The 16,258-nt window shown below is 61.4% G+C and carries 15 protein-coding genes and 1 pseudogene; 7 read left to right on the forward strand and 9 right to left on the reverse strand.

All coding sequences use genetic code 11. The features are described from left to right. Window positions 1–220: 220 nt before the first annotated feature. A complete protein-coding gene (locus F3H98_RS31855; RefSeq protein WP_244621819.1) occupies window positions 221–910 on the reverse strand; it encodes a hypothetical protein in 690 nt (229 codons plus the stop codon). 184 nt (window positions 911–1,094) lie between these two features. Between F3H98_RS31855 and F3H98_RS20825 the strand changes: the two genes are divergently transcribed. Further along, the gene (locus F3H98_RS20825; protein WP_149762257.1) at window positions 1,095–1,337 is read left to right on the forward strand and encodes a helix-turn-helix domain-containing protein; all 243 of its coding nucleotides are present in this window, start codon (window positions 1,095–1,097) and stop codon (window positions 1,335–1,337) included. A gap of 369 nt (window positions 1,338–1,706) precedes the next feature. Here F3H98_RS20825 and groL read toward each other — a convergent pair whose 3' ends face one another. Then, window positions 1,707–3,332: a chaperonin GroEL gene (gene groL / locus F3H98_RS20830; RefSeq protein WP_149762258.1), complete on the reverse strand. Its 1,626-nt coding sequence runs from the start codon at window positions 3,330–3,332 to the stop codon at window positions 1,707–1,709. A 770-nt stretch (window positions 3,333–4,102) separates the two neighbouring features. Here groL and F3H98_RS20835 point away from each other — a divergent pair. The 5 genes and pseudogenes from F3H98_RS20835 (at window position 4,103) to F3H98_RS20855 (ending at window position 8,546) form a co-directional block, all read left to right on the forward strand. Continuing rightward, window positions 4,103–6,100, forward strand: a complete 1,998-nt coding sequence (locus F3H98_RS20835; RefSeq protein ID WP_149762259.1) for a PhoX family protein — start codon at window positions 4,103–4,105, stop codon at window positions 6,098–6,100. A 574-nt stretch (window positions 6,101–6,674) separates the two neighbouring features. Then, complete coding sequence (locus F3H98_RS20840) at window positions 6,675–7,025, forward strand: MbcA/ParS/Xre antitoxin family protein (protein WP_149762260.1); 351 nt, start codon at window positions 6,675–6,677, stop codon at window positions 7,023–7,025. 4 nt (window positions 7,026–7,029) lie between these two features. Then, window positions 7,030–7,527, forward strand: coding sequence for an RES family NAD+ phosphorylase (locus F3H98_RS20845; RefSeq protein WP_149762335.1), 498 nt, complete (start codon window positions 7,030–7,032; stop codon window positions 7,525–7,527). A gap of 50 nt (window positions 7,528–7,577) precedes the next feature. Further along, a pseudogene (locus tag F3H98_RS20850) lies at window positions 7,578–7,875 on the forward strand (IS30 family transposase); the annotation flags it as partial. A gap of 347 nt (window positions 7,876–8,222) precedes the next feature. Then, window positions 8,223–8,546, forward strand: a complete 324-nt coding sequence (locus F3H98_RS20855; protein WP_149762261.1) for a hypothetical protein — start codon at window positions 8,223–8,225, stop codon at window positions 8,544–8,546. A 374-nt stretch (window positions 8,547–8,920) separates the two neighbouring features. Here F3H98_RS20855 and F3H98_RS20860 read toward each other — a convergent pair whose 3' ends face one another. The 6 genes from F3H98_RS20860 to F3H98_RS20885 all read right to left on the reverse strand — a co-directional run bounded on the left by F3H98_RS20860 (window position 8,921) and on the right by F3H98_RS20885 (window position 14,368). Next, window positions 8,921–9,574 (reverse strand): DUF6064 family protein, encoded by a 654-nt coding sequence (locus F3H98_RS20860; RefSeq protein WP_149762262.1) that lies wholly within the window; start codon window positions 9,572–9,574, stop codon window positions 8,921–8,923. Then, window positions 9,575–10,492 (reverse strand): aldo/keto reductase, encoded by a 918-nt coding sequence (locus F3H98_RS20865; RefSeq protein ID WP_149762263.1) that lies wholly within the window; start codon window positions 10,490–10,492, stop codon window positions 9,575–9,577. 543 nt (window positions 10,493–11,035) lie between these two features. Next, entirely contained in the window at window positions 11,036–11,221 is a 186-nt protein-coding gene (locus F3H98_RS20870) for a hypothetical protein (protein WP_149762264.1), read from the reverse strand. 90 nt (window positions 11,222–11,311) lie between these two features. After that, window positions 11,312–11,680: a c-type cytochrome gene (locus tag F3H98_RS20875; protein ID WP_149762265.1), complete on the reverse strand. Its 369-nt coding sequence runs from the start codon at window positions 11,678–11,680 to the stop codon at window positions 11,312–11,314. After that, the gene (locus tag F3H98_RS20880; protein ID WP_149762266.1) at window positions 11,677–13,911 is read right to left on the reverse strand and encodes a xanthine dehydrogenase family protein molybdopterin-binding subunit; all 2,235 of its coding nucleotides are present in this window, start codon (window positions 13,909–13,911) and stop codon (window positions 11,677–11,679) included. The genes F3H98_RS20875 and F3H98_RS20880 overlap by 4 nt, the downstream gene beginning before the upstream one ends. A gap of 10 nt (window positions 13,912–13,921) precedes the next feature. Further along, window positions 13,922–14,368 (reverse strand): (2Fe-2S)-binding protein, encoded by a 447-nt coding sequence (locus tag F3H98_RS20885; RefSeq protein WP_149762267.1) that lies wholly within the window; start codon window positions 14,366–14,368, stop codon window positions 13,922–13,924. Between the two features lie 157 nt (window positions 14,369–14,525). Here F3H98_RS20885 and F3H98_RS20890 point away from each other — a divergent pair, with 157 nt between their 5' ends. Next, the gene (locus F3H98_RS20890) at window positions 14,526–15,422 is read left to right on the forward strand and encodes a LysR family transcriptional regulator (protein ID WP_149762268.1); all 897 of its coding nucleotides are present in this window, start codon (window positions 14,526–14,528) and stop codon (window positions 15,420–15,422) included. Window positions 15,423–15,480: 58 nt separating this feature from the next. Here the strand turns inward: F3H98_RS20890 and F3H98_RS20895 are convergent, their stop codons facing one another. Beyond that, on the reverse strand, window positions 15,481–16,239 hold the full coding sequence (locus F3H98_RS20895) for a carboxymuconolactone decarboxylase family protein (protein WP_149762269.1): 759 nt from the start codon (window positions 16,237–16,239) through the stop codon (window positions 15,481–15,483). Between the last annotated feature and the right edge of the window lie 19 nt (window positions 16,240–16,258).

Raw genomic sequence — 16,258 nt, forward strand, 5'->3', positions numbered from 1 at the left:
GTTGGCCGTCATTGCCTGATGCCCGCATGGGCTACGACGGCTTAACACCTTCACACCGTTGCAACGTTTTTCACATCGGTTTCACTTCGGTGATTTGGCTAAGGGGCTTTGTTCGCTTCTCCCTACTGCAGGAACATCCGCATCGAAAGCGGTTCCGCGGCCCAGATCCGGTCCGGCCCGAGGCGGCTGGTCTTGCCTGAAATGCGTTTACCGCGATCCGTCATTCACCTAGTGGCGAACCTTCACGCTCAGCACCGGCCTTTTTCCGTTGGTTAGACGCCGTTGCCCGATATCCGACAGCGTCGGCACGGATGATAGCTCGATCGTGACGCTCGATGGGCAGGCTCCCTATAATCGTCTTGAGGTCTCGAAGGACCGAGGCGATGTGGGGCCAAGGAAAATCAGTCGGATCGCCGATGTCCCGGTCGGCGCCCATTATGATCTCCAGCTTGGCTATTATGCCGGCAAAAGATTGTGCCGTTGTGGCCGGAAGTGTGTCTTGGAATTTTAATACTTCCGTCGTGGCTATGATCTCGGCCTCACGCGTTAAGGAATACCCTATCTCTTCATCCATGGCGTCCCATTGAGCAATCTGTTCGTCGGTTTGTATTGCCCACTTGGTCGGTGCATCTTTGTTCGAACCCTCTTTGTGGAGAAGCTCATCGACCTCCCTCTGCTTGTTGAGCTTGTGCGCTTTCTCATTCTGCGGACATTGCTCGACTGGCACCTGACCGCGAAACCCTAGAGCGCGGATGATGCGTGTCTCAAGCCGCTGCTGTAGTCGGCACAGCACCAACGAAACCCGCTGCGCTCGTTTCCAGTCGCTCAGCAAGGCAACCGCAGGATCTGGACTGAGGTACGTGTGTTTCAGCGTAAAAACCGCTGGCTCCATATTCCGCTGCCGATCCATATCCTTTGCCTCTCTCGTTCGCCGCCATAGCGCCAGGCAAGGGTGGTACCTGAGCCGTGATCTACAGCTTCGCAGCGCGAGCACGTCGAGGCGAACAAGATTCGTAAACACCATTATCTGAATTTAAGATAACTGAAAATCAGATATAATGAAGCCCTCATCTGAAACCAGGTGAGGAAAATTCGTGGTCAAAACGCTCGGCACACAGCGTCATAGGTCCCTGATCGCTCTGTTGATCGAGAGGCGTGAGGCAAGCGGGCTGACCCAGAGCGAATTAGCCGCCAAACTAGGGCAATATCAGTCATTCGTGGCACGTCTAGAAAGTGGCCAGAGACGAGTCGATGTGATCGAGTTTATCGAGCTGGCAGAAATCCTTCGTTTTGACGCATCGGCTGTAATCAGAACGCTAGCAGCAGAAACCCACTAAGCGCGATTCAAGGGTTATCTGAAAGCAAAGGTCTGCCCTGATGCGGGAGGCATCGACGAGGTCAATCGACAGTTCTATCGGCGTTCGAAAAGCCCTGTCGCGGAAATGGTTCACTGCAACCGTGTTGATTATTGCGGCTTCGCACATGCGGATATCCATCTTGGCCACGGCGTGACCGTGAGACCGAATACGTTGAAGCCTGTACAGGAATTTGAGATTCTACTTGCGAACAGGGCGGGCCGTAGTTCATGGGCTGCGCCCCAAGCATCCGCGGGCAGCCCGAGACGATCTGTTGATGCCACCGCAATTGGCGGTTCATGCAACTGGAAAAGATCCTGGCTTTTGTCGCGCCCGCTCCAACAGCAGGCGTTAGAAGTCCATACCACCAGACGGCATGGCAGGTGCGGCTTCCTTCTTCGGCTTCTCGGCAATCATAGCCTCGGTGGTCACCAGCAGGCCGGCGATGGACGCGGCATCCTGAAGTGCGGTGCGCACCACTTTTGCCGGATCGATCACGCCTTGCCGATAAAGGTCGCCGAACGAATTGGTCTGTGCGTTCCAACCGAAGCCGAAATCGTCCTTCTCGCGCAGCTTGCCTACAATGATCGAGCCTTCCGCTCCGGCATTCTCCGCGATCTGGCGTACCGGCACTTCGATCGCCCGGCGCACGATATCGACACCTGTCCTCTGGTCTGAATTGTCGACTTGGACCATGTCGAGCGCCTTGGCCGCCCTCAACAACGCCACGCCGCCACCCGGCAGGATGCCTTCTTCGACTGCCGCGCGGGTGGCGTGCAGCGCGTCGTCAACGCGGTCCTTGCGTTCCCTGACCTCGACTTCGGTAGAGCCGCCGACGCGAATTACGGCAACGCCGCCGGCTAACTTCGCAAGCCGCTCCTGCAGCTTTTCGCGATCGTAGTCGGACGTGGTCTCTTCGATCTGCGCCTTGATCTGCGCGACGCGACCCTGGATCTCGGCCTTGGAGCCGGCGCCGTCAACGATGGTGGTGCTCTCTTTTTCGACCACGATCTTCTTGGCCCGGCCGAGCATATCGAGCGTCACGTTCTCGAGCTTGATGCCGAGATCCTCCGAAATCGCCGTGCCGCCGGTGAGGATAGCGATATCCTCGAGCATCGCCTTGCGGCGATCGCCAAAGCCCGGCGCCTTGACGGCCGCGACCTTGAAGCCGCCGCGCAGCTTGTTGACGACCAGCGTGGCGAGCGCCTCGCCCTCGACGTCCTCGGCAATGATGAGCAGCGGCTGACCGGACTGAACCACGGCCTCCAGGATCGGCAGCAGGGCCTGCAGGTTGCCGAGCTTCTTCTCGTGGATCAGTATGTAGGGCTCTTCGAGCTCTGCCCGCATCTTGTCCGTGTTGGTGACGAAATAGGGGCTGAGGTAGCCGCGGTCGAACTGCATGCCTTCAACGATCTCAAGTTCGGTCACTACGGTCTTGGCTTCCTCGACCGTGATGACACCTTCATTGCCTACTTTCTCCATCGCCTCGGCCAGGAAGCGTCCTATCTCTGCGTCGCCATTGGCCGAGATGGTGCCGACTTGGGCGATCTCGTCGTTGTTGGTCACCTTGCGGGCGTTCTTCTTCAGCTCTGCGACTACGGCATCGGCCGCCTTGTCGATGCCGCGCTTCAAGTCCATCGGATTCATGCCGGCGGCAACGGCCTTGTGGCCCTCCTGGACGATCGCCTGGGCGAGAATGGTCGCGGTCGTGGTGCCGTCGCCGGCGACGTCGCTGGTCTTGGAAGCGACTTCGCGGACCATCTGGGCGCCCATATTCTCGAACTTGTCTTCAAGCTCGATTTCCTTGGCGACGGTCACCCCATCCTTGGTGATGCGCGGCGCGCCGAATGCCTTGTCGATGACGACGTTGCGGCCCTTGGGGCCGAGTGTCACCTTCACCGCATTGGCAAGGATATCGACACCGCGCAGCATCTTGGTGCGCGCGTCGTCGCGAAACTTCACTTCCTTGGCAGCCACTGTCCCACTCCTTCATCGGCAGCATACGTTGACTGGTGGAGACTTTTCTCGGTCGTCCACGTTGACGTCTGGTAGGTGGACCTGACGCGTGATTGTCACGCGTGCGAGGTCCGGTTGCAACACCTGCTTCGTCCGCTGGATTTGCCTCAGCTGCTGCAAACCCTAAAAATAGAAGACGGAAACGGGCCGTAATTTCCCTTGAGAGTGGGAAGCGCACCGAACTGCCAGCCCTTGTTCGCATTATTCCATTTGTTAAACTACCCACCCCGCTGCTGACAATTCGCAAGCACGCCGCCCGCAATGGCAGGTTCTTCCTATTGCTGGGGCCCCTCCAGACCGAGGCGCGACCATCATCCAGACCGATGAGCCCAAGGCGGCGATCGACTGGCTGACGGCCAACGGCTAGCGCATCCCCTACGACCTGACGAACTGGGACCGAGGCTTGGGCGTTGTCAAGGCTGCGTCTTAGCGCGCCGCGAAGCGGTCGCCTTGACAGTGCGAAAGGCGGTCACAGCTCGGCAGGCGGTCGGCGTGCTTATCGAGAAAATCGTTGGCGGCTTCAATATAATAGTCGTTGACGCATCGACCCTCCGAAGTAGCGAACAAGTGCCGCCGCCGCTTGTCCTTGGCGGCGATATAGATGGTCGTCGGCTCCTTCTTGTCCTCTCGGAGCGTGCGTCACGTGTCATGGAAGTGTTATGCAGCGGAAGTAGGGATCACCTTCAAGCGATCTGTAGCCAGCCATCCAGCAAGCCAGGGAGATCATCCAGATGCATAGCGATCACGCGTCCGCCTTCCGAACCAGTCTTCTCGAGGAAAACGACGGCCCAGGAACAAATCACTCCGCCAACGAGACCATGGGCGAGATCATCTCGCGGCGCTTCTCCAGGCGCGGCTTCCTGCGCGGCTCGCTTGCCGTGTCGGCGATTGCCACCACCGTGAGCCCTATCGCGCTGCTGCTCGCCGACGAGGCTCGTGCGGAGGCCAAGTCCGCTTTCAGCTTCAAGGAGGTCGAGGCCGGCGTCGACCAAACCCATCACGTGGCCGAGGGCTATGACGCCGACGTGCTCCTGCGCTGGGGCGATCCGCTATTTTCCGACGCGGCAGACTTCGATCCCCAGAACCTGACCGCCGCAGCCCAAGCCAAACAGTTCGGGTACAACAACGACTACGTCGGTTTCATTCCACTCGACGGCTCTGCCGAGCACGGCCTGCTGGTGGTCAACCACGAATACACCAATCCGCATCTGATGTTCCCCGGCATCGTGAAGGTTGTGGAGAAGGACGGCAAAAAGGCGCTGGAGGTGGCAGCGCTGACAAAAGACCAGGTCGATATCGAAATGGCCGCCCATGGCGGCACGGTCGTCGAGATCCGCAAGGACGGCGGCAAATGGCAGGTCGTCAAAGACGGCAAGCTCAACCGCCGCATTACCGCGACGACCGAAATGGAGTTCACTGGTCCCGCCGCCGGCCACGACCGTCTCAAAACCAATGCCGACCCGACCGGAACGAAGGTTATCGGCACTGTCAACAACTGCGCCGGCGGGGTGACGCCATGGGGCACTTACATACTGGCAGAGGAAAACATCCACGGCTATTTCTCCGGCGAACTGCCCGCAGACCACAAGGAAGCAGCAAATTACAAGCGCATGGGCATTCCGGAAGGCGCCTATGAGTGGGCGGCCCATTACGACCGCTTCGACCTTGCCAAGGAACCGAACGAGGCAAACCGCTTCGGCTGGATCGTTGAAGTCGATGTCAACGATCCGGCCTCAATGCCGAAGAAGCGGACCGCGGTTGGCCGCTTCAAACATGAGGGAGCAGAATCGATCGTCGCCAAGGACGGCCATGTCGTCTTCTACCTCGGCGACGACGAACGCTTCGACTATGTCTACAAATTCGTCACGGCCGGCACCTTCAATCCCGACGATCGCGCGGCCAATATGAACCTTCTTGACAACGGCACGCTCTACGTCGCCAAGTTCGCGCAGGATGGCTCCATGGAGTGGTTGCCACTCGTGCATGGCCAGGGACCGCTCACTGCGGCGAACGGCTTCGAGAGCCAGGCCGACGTGCTGATCGCGACCCGCCTTGCTGCCGACCTGCTCGGTGCGACCAAGATGGATCGCCCCGAGGACATCCAGCCCAACGGCGTCAACGGCAAAGTCTACGTCTTGCTGACGAACAACACCAAGCGCGAGGCCAACCAGGCCGATGCTGCCAACCCGCGTGCGGAAAATGCTTTTGGTCACATCATCGAGATCGCCGAAGACGGTGGCGATTTCGCCGCCGTAAAGGGAAAATGGGAGGTTCTCCTGAAATGTGGCGATCCCTCAGTGGCGGAGGTCGGGGCAACGTTCTCGACGGCGACCTCGGCAAGCGGCTGGTTCGGCATGCCGGACAACTGCGCAATCGATTCGATCGGCCGGCTATGGGTCGCAACCGACGGCCAGGGGCCGAAAGCTACCGGCCGCACCGATGGCTTGTGGGCGGTTGACACTGAGGGCGAGGCGCGTGCCACGTCGAAGCTGTTCTTCCGCGTTCCGGTCGGCGCCGAGCTCTGCGGTCCGTTGTTCACGCCGAATGACGAGACCGCCTTCGTGGCTGTCCAGCACCCAGGCGATGGCGGCGACGATTGGGAAGGCTTCGGACGGCCCTCCTACTATGAGGATCTTTCTACCCGCTGGCCGGACTTTCGCGACGACACGCCGGTCCGCCCATCGGTGGTTGCGATCACGAAGCAGGGTGGCGGCAAGATTGGCGTCTGAGTGAGTCTCGTGACAGTTCGGCGGGGGAACGAAGGGCCCCGCCGAACTGGTAATGGTCGCAGGCACAGCGAACTGCCGGTTCGGCTATTGCGCCGACATCGTTGCTAAAGGTTGCCACCTTTGTTTGCAGAGCGGCTTCCAACGCGCCCGACGGATCGATATCTTCGAGGCTTGCTTCACCGAGGTTGTACGACATGACTGGCACCCTTGGAGCCGGGAGCGGACCGGCTGCTTTTCGTCGACATAATGCTGAAGCAAGCAACATTCCGGCAGCCAACTCGAACCATGCCTTTGGCCGGCGACGGTCTCCTACCTGGCACGCGGAGCGGACGGGCCGGTGCAACTGCTGGCGAGCATCCCTGTCCGGCCGGCCGAGCGGGGCTGACAGCCCTGCGCAGAACGCCGCGGCCGGGATCGCGAGAGGCGCGGTTGAGCTTCAGCGCCAGCGGGTCGGCCGATCGGCGAACCGGATTTCCTCCCTCCCCTTTCAGCCTCACTATTCCGATTGAATACCGCGTCTACAGACGCTATATTGCGTCATAGTAAGTGGCATCAACAGCGGCAGGAGACGACCATGGGCCTCGTCCAGTATTCCGACAACGGCCTCTTCGCGCCGCGCAAGATCGCGGAGGCATTCCACACGACCAGCGAGGAAGTCGCCCGAACCGCGGGGCTTGGCAGGGACGCGGTCCAGCGCAAGGAGCGCATTCGGTCGGACAAGACCCAGCGCCGGCTGCGCGAGATGGTCGAGGTGATTAACAAGGTCGAGCCGCGTTTCGGTTCGCAGTTAATGGCCTATGCCTGGTATCGCTCGGAGCCGCTGCCGGGCTTCTCTGGCCAGACCGCCATGCAGCTCGTGCGCAGCGGCCGTGCCGACGACGTGCTGGACTATGTCGACGCGGTCGACGCCGGCGTGCACGCCTGACACGGTGCTGTATCACGGAAAGCTCTATCGAGCGCTGAACCCCATCTACGCGCGCGAGCCACTGTCGGGGCGGGGCGCGGAACTCTACGGTGGACGATTCAATCCAAAGGGCGTGCCGGCGCTCTATGCGTCGCTGTCGGTGATGGCGGCACCGCGCGAAGCCAACCAGGTCGGCAATCTCCAGCCGACGACACTCGTTTCCTACGAGGCCGAGATCGATGGTGTGTTCGACTGTCGGGATGACCGTGCTCTCAAAGCGGAGGGAATGGACACCGCGGCGCTCGCCGACGGCACATGGCGCGACAAGATGACGGCGAGCGGGGAAGCACGAACGCAGGCGTTCGCTCGCCGGCTGATCGCCGGCGGCTATCAAGGCTTACTGGTGAGAAGCTTCGCCCCCGGCGCGTCCGCCGACGATCTTAACCTGGTGCTTTGGAAATGGAGCAATGCAGCCCCAGCCCGCATGATCCTGATCGACGACGAGAACCGCCTGTCGAGATAGCAGCCTATGCTTTCCGATCAGCCGGACGGCCATTTCCGTTGTCGGCGTCGCCCTTGTCGCTGGCGAGGTCGGCCTCGATCTCGGCTAGATGTTTAGTCCCGGCGTTTGCTAGAGCGGAAATCGATGCGGGGGTCCAGGTCTACTTCTGCGACCCGCAAAGCCCATGGCAGCGTGGCACCAACGAAGACACCAATGGGCTACTGCGTCAGTACTTTCCAAAAGGGACCGACCTGAGCATCCAAAGCGCCGTTGAGATCGCCGCCGTGGCAGCGGCCCTTAATGCCCGACCAAGAAAGTCTCTAGGCTGGAAAAACGCCGGCAGAGGCGCTTGACGAGTTGCTGCCATGAGTGAACACAATCAGTGTTGCGACAGCCGTTTGAACCCGCCCAATATGCTGCCGAGATCTACCGGTAGCTTCTGGCCGATCAAGGCCTGATCGGCTCGATGGGCCGCAGAGGCAATCCCAATGACAATGTTGCACACGCGCAAGAGCTAGGCGATGCTCGGCGCCACATCCAGCAATAAGCCCGGCGCTCTGTTGTAAACCGACACAAAACGTCAGTATCACCGTGGCCGGGCATGTCCTAATGGCCGGGTCGGGCGCGACCGCCCAGGCAATGCCTGGGCGGAAGGATCAGGCAACTTGCCGCCGCGTCCACCAGCGCCCCGTGGTCTGGGGGTTGCCAATTGGCAAATGCTGATTGCGAGGAGTAGTGCGATAGATCTCCTGGAACGGATCAACCGGCTTCACGCTTTCCTGTCGGGAAACGCCACTCTTACCGATGCTGCTCATCTCTGGGTTGAAGCTGAACTTGTGGCCGGCGAGATTGAGCGCAGCCCGTTTGCAGCCAAGGAAGAGATAACGGCTGCACAGGATTTAAGGGACGGTGTGTCCTCGTTCATTGCGCAAATGCGCAATGATGACGTATTGCCCGACTCCGGTCGGGCATGCGCGAGCCTCCGCATTTTGAAATCAGCGATCGAACGTCGAACTCTCGGTGAAGACGATTCTTCCTAGTCGTGGACAATGTCTTCATCGAGTGGCTGTGGCGCGGTCTGATCTGCGAATGCATCTTCCTAAATGTGTTCGGCGTCCGGCTGCGTCGGGCAGGGACCAAAGCCGTGAGGGAGAAGATCGTGGTCTGCCGTGGACAGTCGTTTTAAGAGCCTACGGCCGCATCTTTGTTTCCGGATTTTCTTCGATGCCGACTTGAAGGCGGCGCACCTTCTCGCCTCGCCGTCTTCGAAATCGAGCCCGCTGCCACCTCCTCCCGCAGCGGCTTTTCATTCCGCTGAAATCACTCGAACACGACGGACTTCGAGGCCCTTCCGGCCATGACCGTATTCGATGAAAACTTTCTGGCCTTCCGCACTGCCGGCAGGACCGGCGCATCATCGGATCAAATGGCGTAGGACCATGCCGGCAAGAACCGCCCCCACGGCCGAGAACGGCAGCCAGGCCTGCGCGTCGCCCATGGTGTACAACGTCAGGCCGCTGAGCAGCAGCCATATGAGCGGGATCGGAACCAGCAGAAGCACCAATCGTCCACCAGCAGCGAGCAGGATGCCGAGCGCCGCCATCACAGTTGGATCCGGCGCAATGCCGAAGACTTCCGCAGCTGTCCATGGCCGTCCGAAGAGCGGCGGCAGAAGCGGGTAGGCTACAAGGCCGATCCCCGCAAGCAGGAGCCCCAGCCGCGAGTCTTTGCGGTCGAAGGCGAGACCGCCGGCGGCGGTGATAGCCAGCAGCAGCGCCTGCAGACCGAAGGCTGGCGTGACATAGACGACCACCCAGTTGACCGCCGCATAGCGGCTCCCCAGGAATGACCAGCCGACGAAGGCCCAGAGCGCTGCGAAGATGAGGGCGATCCAGAGACCGTGGCGGCGTGGTCGCCGAAGCGCAAGGAGCATGACGGCAGAGCCAGCAGCGAGCGTTATGACATGCAGCGGCCAAAGGGCGGCATTGTGCAGCTCGAACATGCGCCAGTAGACGCGCGGCGAGAAGAGCAGAAAATCTTCCAGCCGATAGGTCCACCACTGCGACATTCAAAGATCTTGGATATAAGCTGCCATCCGCTCCCGCATAGCGGCATCCGGAAGGGGCGCGGCGGCAGCCGCGACGTTCTCGCGCACGTGCTCGACGCTCGTGGTCGCAGGAATCGCGACAGTGACCGCCGGATGGGCGAGGATAAACTTCAGGATGAACTGCGCCCAGGTTCCCGCCCCGATCTCGGCTGCCCAATCCGGCAGTTCTTCGCCTTCGAGCCCCCGTGTCAGCACGCCTTGCCGGAAAGGCCGGTTGACGATTACCGCCATGCCGCGTTCGGCGGCCAGTGGTAGCAGTCGGTCTTCCGCCTCCCGGTCGACGATGTTGTAGGTGAACTGCACGAAGTCGAGCGGATGGCTGCGCATGATCTCTTCGAACAGACCGTGCCGGCGTCCTTCCGACGTCGTGATCCCGACATAGCGGATATGCCCGTCGGCTTTCATGGCGAACAGGGTCTCGAGATGCGCCTTCCAGGCGACGAGATTGTGAACCTGCACGAGGTCGAAGCGCGGCACGCCCCAGAAGCGGCGCGAGCGCTCGATCTGCACCGGTCCATCCTTGGCGGACGAGGTCCAGACCTTCTCGGCGGAAAGCAGCGTCCCGGGCCGGCCGAGCTTCTCCAGGCCGTACCCAGTCACGGGCTGGGAGGAGCCATACATGGGCGAGGAATCGACCATGCGTCCGCCCGCCTCGAAGAAGGCCGCGATCACATCGGCGCATTCGTCGCGCAGCACCGGATCATCGCCGACATTGAAGGTGATCCACGTGCCAAGCCCGACAGCTGGGATCGCTTCGCCTGAAGAAGGGATCGTACGCGTCAAAGGGGCACGCTGGGCGGAAAGCGTCTTTCTCGGCCAGGCGAAGGCCATTGGGAGACCGCCTGCCACCCTTACAAATGCCCTGCGGGTGATGTTCATTCGCCCGTCATCCTTGAGCTTCCGCTCCCGTGCACGGTTTGGACGCAGCCTTCGCATGCTTCGCCACGAAGATAGTGCAGGACGGTCAGTGCATGAAGGCGTTTCGCCCACCGACGACGGGACGTCTAAGTTGTCGAAAGAGGAGGTGGCGAACCTGATCGAGGACGAGTGATGGTACAAACTATTGATTTCATTACTTTTCCTGTGGGCCTTAATCAGAAATCTTCCAGTATTGTCTCGTATGGCTCCGCGACCGCCGAACGCTTGAAATTGGCGAGACCAATGCCTTCAGGGACGGCGCATTCATTCGATGTTGTGATCGAACGCTACTTTGGCGCGGTTAGCAGGCAGCGAAGCTGCCTCAACATAGACGTTCGAATTCCACTCGGCCACATCTTCCCCAACGGCATCGCGGGGGCACTTGAGACGCAATTTCGGTTCGGTCGCCGCCGTTCCAACTTGGCAATATGCCACAGCGCTCGATCAGGGAGACATCGGCCCCCGCGATTGCCCCGCCGAACGCCACCGCTTGCGAGCCATGATTCACCTGTGCTGGAAGATCCATTCGCGGACCGGCTCAATCGTGTAGGCGACCCGCCAAGTGTTGCGGTGCCCACTTGTCCCGGCAGTGGACTCTCCCTCGGGTATGACGGTGCCTTGACGCAAGACGACGTAGAACGGCGCCCGTGTCCTTGCAGTCGCGATGGCGACATTCGTCTCATCACTCACCGACAGCCTCCATGCGTCCTTACCCGGCCCGCAAATCCAAAGTTAACGAACTGAGCCGATCGAGCAGTCGAGACGAGTTCGCGAGACCTATTACCGGCTACTAAGAAACTGGATGATCGCCGTTCGCTCGTCCACGTTGTTGAAGCGCTGGACCATCTTCGTGCCGCGCACCATGGCGATCGGGTTCGCAAGGTAGGTTTCCAGCGTCTCGGGTGTCCAGGTAATGCCGGAGTCGCGCAGAGCCGGCGAGTAGTTGAACCCTTCGACGCTGCCTGCGGTCCGGCCAATCACACCCTGAAGATGAGGCCCAACGCCGTTGCGGGTTGTTGCGATATGATGGCAGGCGCCGCAGCGCTGCCGGAACAGGCGCTCTCCTGCAGCAGCTTCCTGGGCAACAACCGCCGGCGTTGCCCAGGACACTGCGACAAGCGCTATCGCGGCGAGGACGATTTTGCTCATCCTTCCAGACCCTTCAGGTCGAGTTTGGAGAGCGGGAGGCTGCGGATGCGCTCGCCCGTCAGCACCGATGCGGCGTTGACCACTGCAGGCGGCACGCCCGGCAGGCCGGGTTCGCCGACTCCCCCCATTGGGGCTCCGCTCTCGACGATCCTAACATTCACGCGCGGCATGCGGTCGGGCGGCAGGATCGGATAGCCGTCGAAATTGCGCGCCTGTGGCATGCCGTCGACATACACGACTTCTTCCAGCAGCGCCGAGGACAGGCCAAGCGCCACGGCCGAGTTCACCTGCGCCTCGATGATGGCCGGATTGACGATACTGCCTGGATCGATCGCCACCCAGACGTCGTGGACCACGACCCCTCCATCCCGGAGTGACACTTCGGCGATCGTCGCGACCTCGCTGCCGAAAGGCGAGGCCATGGCGACGCCCCTTGCGCGCCGTGTGCCATCCTTCGCCGTGAATGGACCGCGCTTCCACCCGCCGGACAGATCGGCGACTGCCCGCAGGAGATTGCTGTGCCGCGGGCTATCCGCCAGGAGTCGCAGCCGCAACTCGTAAGGATCCTGCCTGCCTGCTTCGGCCATCTCATCGAAGAACGTCTCGTAGAAGAAGTCATTCATCGAATGGCCGACCGAGCGCCAGAAGCCGATGATCGCAGGGTCGTCCACGTGGATCTGGGCAACGCGCCGGTTGGGAATCGCATAGACCTTTCCGGCAATGCCCTCAACGGCGGAACCGTCGACCTTGTGCGGCTGGCGTCCGAACCAGCGGCCGGTCGGGCCTTCGCCCACCGCAACCGCGTCCAGCGCGATCGGAAGGCCGGCAGCGTCCAACCCCGCCCGGAACCGTACCGCACCCATTGGCCGCAACGTATCGCGCAGGAATTCCTCCTCGCGGCTCCAGATCAGCTTGACCGGCCGTCCAGCGGCCTTCGCGAGCACAATCGCCTGCGGGAACGGATTGGCCGTCTGATAGAGGAAATGCCGGCCGAAAAAGCCGCCAAGCATCGGCGAATGAACGATCACTTTGCCCGTCTCGATGCCCGCCACCTTCGCGGCATCAGCCTGGAACATCTCCGGCGCCTGGTTGGGGATCCAGAGCTCCAGCGTGCCGTCCTTGTTCCAGCGCGCCATCGCCGATGGCGGCTCGAGCTGCCCGTGTACGAGGTACGGCGCGTCATAGGTCGCCTCGATGACGCGGGCTGCGCCGGCAAGAGCGCTTGCAGCATCGCCTTCCTGCTCGAAGACTATGCCTTCGCCCGGCGTCGTCTTCAACATCTCCTTGTGCACGTCCGACGAGAAGTCGGCCGGCATGGCGTGCGCCGTGTTGGCCGCCGGCTCCGTCCAGGTCACTTGGAGAGCTTCAACTGCTCGGCGCGCTCGCCACCAGCTGTTGGCCAAGACCGCCACGGCGCCCGGCAGCCGATGGATGGAATGCACGCCCGGCATGGCCTGGACTTCCGGCTCGTTTGCCAGCGCACCCGGTTCGCCGCCCAGACGCGGGCTGTGCTGGACGGCGGCATGCAGCATGCCCTCCACCGTGAGGTCGATCGCATACTGCGCGCGCCCCGTGGACTTCTCGCGCACGTCGAGCCGCGGAACGGGCTTGCCTATCCAGCGGAAGCTGTCGGGGGAGCGCAGCACAACATCGGCCGGAACCGGCAGTTCCGCAGCAGCGTCGGCGATGTCGCCGTAAGGGACCGCCCGCCCGGATGCGGTATGCATGACGCGGCCCGGTTCCGTCGACAGTTCCGATATAGGCACTCCAAGACGGGTGGCGGCCGCCTTCAGCAGCATCTGTCGCGCCGAAGCGCCAAGCTTGCGCATGGTGTCGTAGCTCATGCGCACCGACATGCTGCCGCCAGTGAAGCGGCCGCCGCCGGTCAAGAGATAGTCGGGCCCAGGAGGTGCTCCTTCCACCACGAACTGCGTGGGATCGACGTCGAGTTCCTCGCCGACAATCTGCGCCATGGCGGTGAACACGCCTTGTCCGCCCTCGATGAAAGCGCTGCGGAACAGCACGGTGCTGTCGGGGCGGATTTCCAGAAAGGCGTTGACGCGCGTTCCCGCCGCTACGGCGGCAGTGGCCTGCGCCCTGGCGCGCCGGACCGGTATCGTCACGGAAAGTACGAGTGCTGCGGCACCGCCGAGGAAGCCGCGACGCGAAACGTTGAGCGGTCCGTCCTCGCTGCGCGTTGATCGGTCGCGGATGGGAGTCATGTCGTTCATGGAACTCTCCTCACGCCTGCGCGGCCTGCCGGACGGCAGCCGAGATCGCGTTGTAAGTGCCGCAGCGGCAGAGATTCATCATCGCATCCGCAATGTCGTCCTCGTTCGGATGCGGGGTCTGCTTGAGGAGTGCGGTGGCAGCCATCACCTGGCCGGATTGGCAGTAGCCGCATTGCGGCACCTGATTGGCGACCCAAGCCTCGACCACCTTCCTGCCCTCGGCATCCTGTTCGATCGCCTCGATCGTCGTGATCGCCATCCCGGCGACGCTATCCACTGAGGTCACGCAGGAGCGCGTGGCCTGTCCGTCGATCAGCACCGTGCATGCGCCGCACTGGGCCACGCCGCAGCCATATTTGGTACCGGTCATGCCGAGCGTGTCGCGCAGCACCCAGAGCAGCGGAGTGTCGGGTTCGACGTCGACCTGATGTGCCGAGCCGTTGATGGTCAGTTCCATGGCCTTATCCTCGTGTTCGCGGCAAGCCAACGCGACTGGCTGTTGGCTCGTCGAAGGGGAAGGATAGGTATCCAGGATCACAGCGAATAGACCGCATAATTCGCTTGCGTCTATCGACCAGAGGCATAAATCTTTCCCCTGATCTTTGGATGGTGGCATGGCGAAGGAAGACTTCAACGACCTGTTATGGTTCCTGGCCGTGGCCGAGGAAAAAAGCTTTACGCGCGCGGCGGCAAAGCTTGGCGTTACGCAGTCGACGCTGAGCCACACGATCAAGCGCCTTGAAACGTCGATGGGCATCCGGCTGCTAACGCGCACGACGCGAAGCGTGGCAACGACCGAGGCGGGTGAGCGCCTGCGGCAGTCACTGGCGCCGCGTGTCGCAGAGATCGAGGCAGAAATTGCGGCGCTGATGGAATTCCGCGATAAGCCGGCCGGAACCATCAGGCTGACGCTTTCGGATCATGCATTCGAGAGCGTCGTCTGGCCGAAGCTCGGGCCGGTGATCGCCTCCTATCCCGACATCAGGCTGGAGTTCAGCATCGACAACGGACTTCGCAATATAGTGGACGATGGCTTCGACGCCGGCGTCCGGCTCGGTGAAAGCGTCGAAAAGGACATGATCGCAGTCCGGATCGGTCCAGACTGGCGCCTCGTCGCGGTGGCCTCGCCCGAATACTTCGCTGTCAATCCTTTGCTGGAACATCCTCAGGATCTGATCAGGCATAATTGCATGAACCATCGTCAGACGCGTGGCGGCGGGCTCTACGTCTGGGAATTCGAGAAGGACGGTCAGGAAATTCGGGTAAGGGTAAATGGGCAGCTCACCTTCAACACGACCCACGCCATGGTGGACGCGGCGCTGAAGGGGTATGGCATAGCCTTCGTCCCGGAAAACCTTGTGGAACGGCACATCGCGTCAGGCGACCTTATCCAGATGCTGGACGACTGGTGCCTTAAGTTTCCAGGCTACTACATTTACTATCCAAGCCGCAGGCAGGGCCTGCCGGCGTTCAAAATCATCGTTGATGCGCTACGACAGGTAGAGCCTTGATCCGACACAGCCCTGATCCTTGCAGGGCGGATGACAGGGATAGCCGAAGCAGTTGCCGTCAAGGGTTTGCTCGTTTCTCAAAAACCTCTCGCGCGACCGGCGCGGCTGAAAATGCATTCGGCCAACCAGCATAGTATGCGAGATGGCTGATAACCTCAGAGGCCTCCTCGCGGGACAGCCCGTTATCCATGGCACGGTTCAGGTGGAATGGCACCTGAGCAACCTGCCCCGCGGAAATCAGCGCGCTGACCGTGACGAGGCTACGGTCGCGCGGCGCAAGATCCGGACGCAGCCACAGGTCGCGAAACAACACCTCGCCCGTATCGCGCACCAAACCGGGAGAAGCCGGGCCGGTGGATTGCTCTACGGCCGCAGCGCGTTGGGCCTCCCGTGCTTCATCGAGCGGAAGCAGCGTCGGGACAGAAATCGGGAGCTGGTCGGCGCCGATCCCTCGCTCGATATAGATGGGCCTCGCCGCATCGATCGCCGCCATCGCATTGCCCCAACCGGCATAGAAGGCCAGATGCGTGATGATTTCCGAGAGCTCGGCGGGCTTTACCCCATTGTCGAGCGCGCGGCGGATTTGCTCAGTCATGAGGCCTGCCTGGTTGCGGGTTATAATAGCTGCGACAGTCACGACACTGCGGTCACGAACAGACAGGCCAGGCCTCTTCCAAAGCACGTTGTCGAGGGTCTCCTGCTGATACCTCTGCAGAGCCGGCGCGACAGACGAGACATCTTCCTCGACGCCTGAAGCCGCCTTGCTTGCAAAAGGTGCAAAGGTCATTGCCAGCGCGAGAGCTGCGATAGATTTCATGATCTTCTCCTTTCGTCTC

The organism is Neomesorhizobium albiziae, from assembly GCF_900114255.1.
GTDB classification, from domain to species: domain Bacteria; phylum Pseudomonadota; class Alphaproteobacteria; order Rhizobiales; family Rhizobiaceae; genus Neomesorhizobium; species Neomesorhizobium albiziae.

Bases quoted from the DNA above. Each gene is read 5' to 3' on its own strand.
- F3H98_RS20865 (WP_149762263.1), bottom strand. From the start codon at position 10,492: ATGAACATCACCCGCAGGGCATTTGTAAGGGTGGCAGGCGGTCTCCCA.
- F3H98_RS20855 (WP_149762261.1), top strand. From the start codon at position 8,223: ATGCTGATTGCGAGGAGTAGTGCGATAGATCTCCTGGAACGGATCAAC.
- F3H98_RS20835 (WP_149762259.1), top strand. From the start codon at position 4,103: ATGCATAGCGATCACGCGTCCGCCTTCCGAACCAGTCTTCTCGAGGAA.
- F3H98_RS20875 (WP_149762265.1), bottom strand. From the start codon at position 11,680: ATGAGCAAAATCGTCCTCGCCGCGATAGCGCTTGTCGCAGTGTCCTGG.
- F3H98_RS20895 (WP_149762269.1), bottom strand. From the start codon at position 16,239: ATGAAATCTATCGCAGCTCTCGCGCTGGCAATGACCTTTGCACCTTTT.
- F3H98_RS20890 (WP_149762268.1), top strand. From the start codon at position 14,526: ATGGCGAAGGAAGACTTCAACGACCTGTTATGGTTCCTGGCCGTGGCC.
- F3H98_RS20885 (WP_149762267.1), bottom strand. From the start codon at position 14,368: ATGGAACTGACCATCAACGGCTCGGCACATCAGGTCGACGTCGAACCC.
- F3H98_RS31855 (WP_244621819.1), bottom strand. From the start codon at position 910: ATGGATCGGCAGCGGAATATGGAGCCAGCGGTTTTTACGCTGAAACAC.
- F3H98_RS20880 (WP_149762266.1), bottom strand. From the start codon at position 13,911: ATGAACGACATGACTCCCATCCGCGACCGATCAACGCGCAGCGAGGAC.
- F3H98_RS20840 (WP_149762260.1), top strand. From the start codon at position 6,675: ATGGGCCTCGTCCAGTATTCCGACAACGGCCTCTTCGCGCCGCGCAAG.
- F3H98_RS20860 (WP_149762262.1), bottom strand. From the start codon at position 9,574: ATGTCGCAGTGGTGGACCTATCGGCTGGAAGATTTTCTGCTCTTCTCG.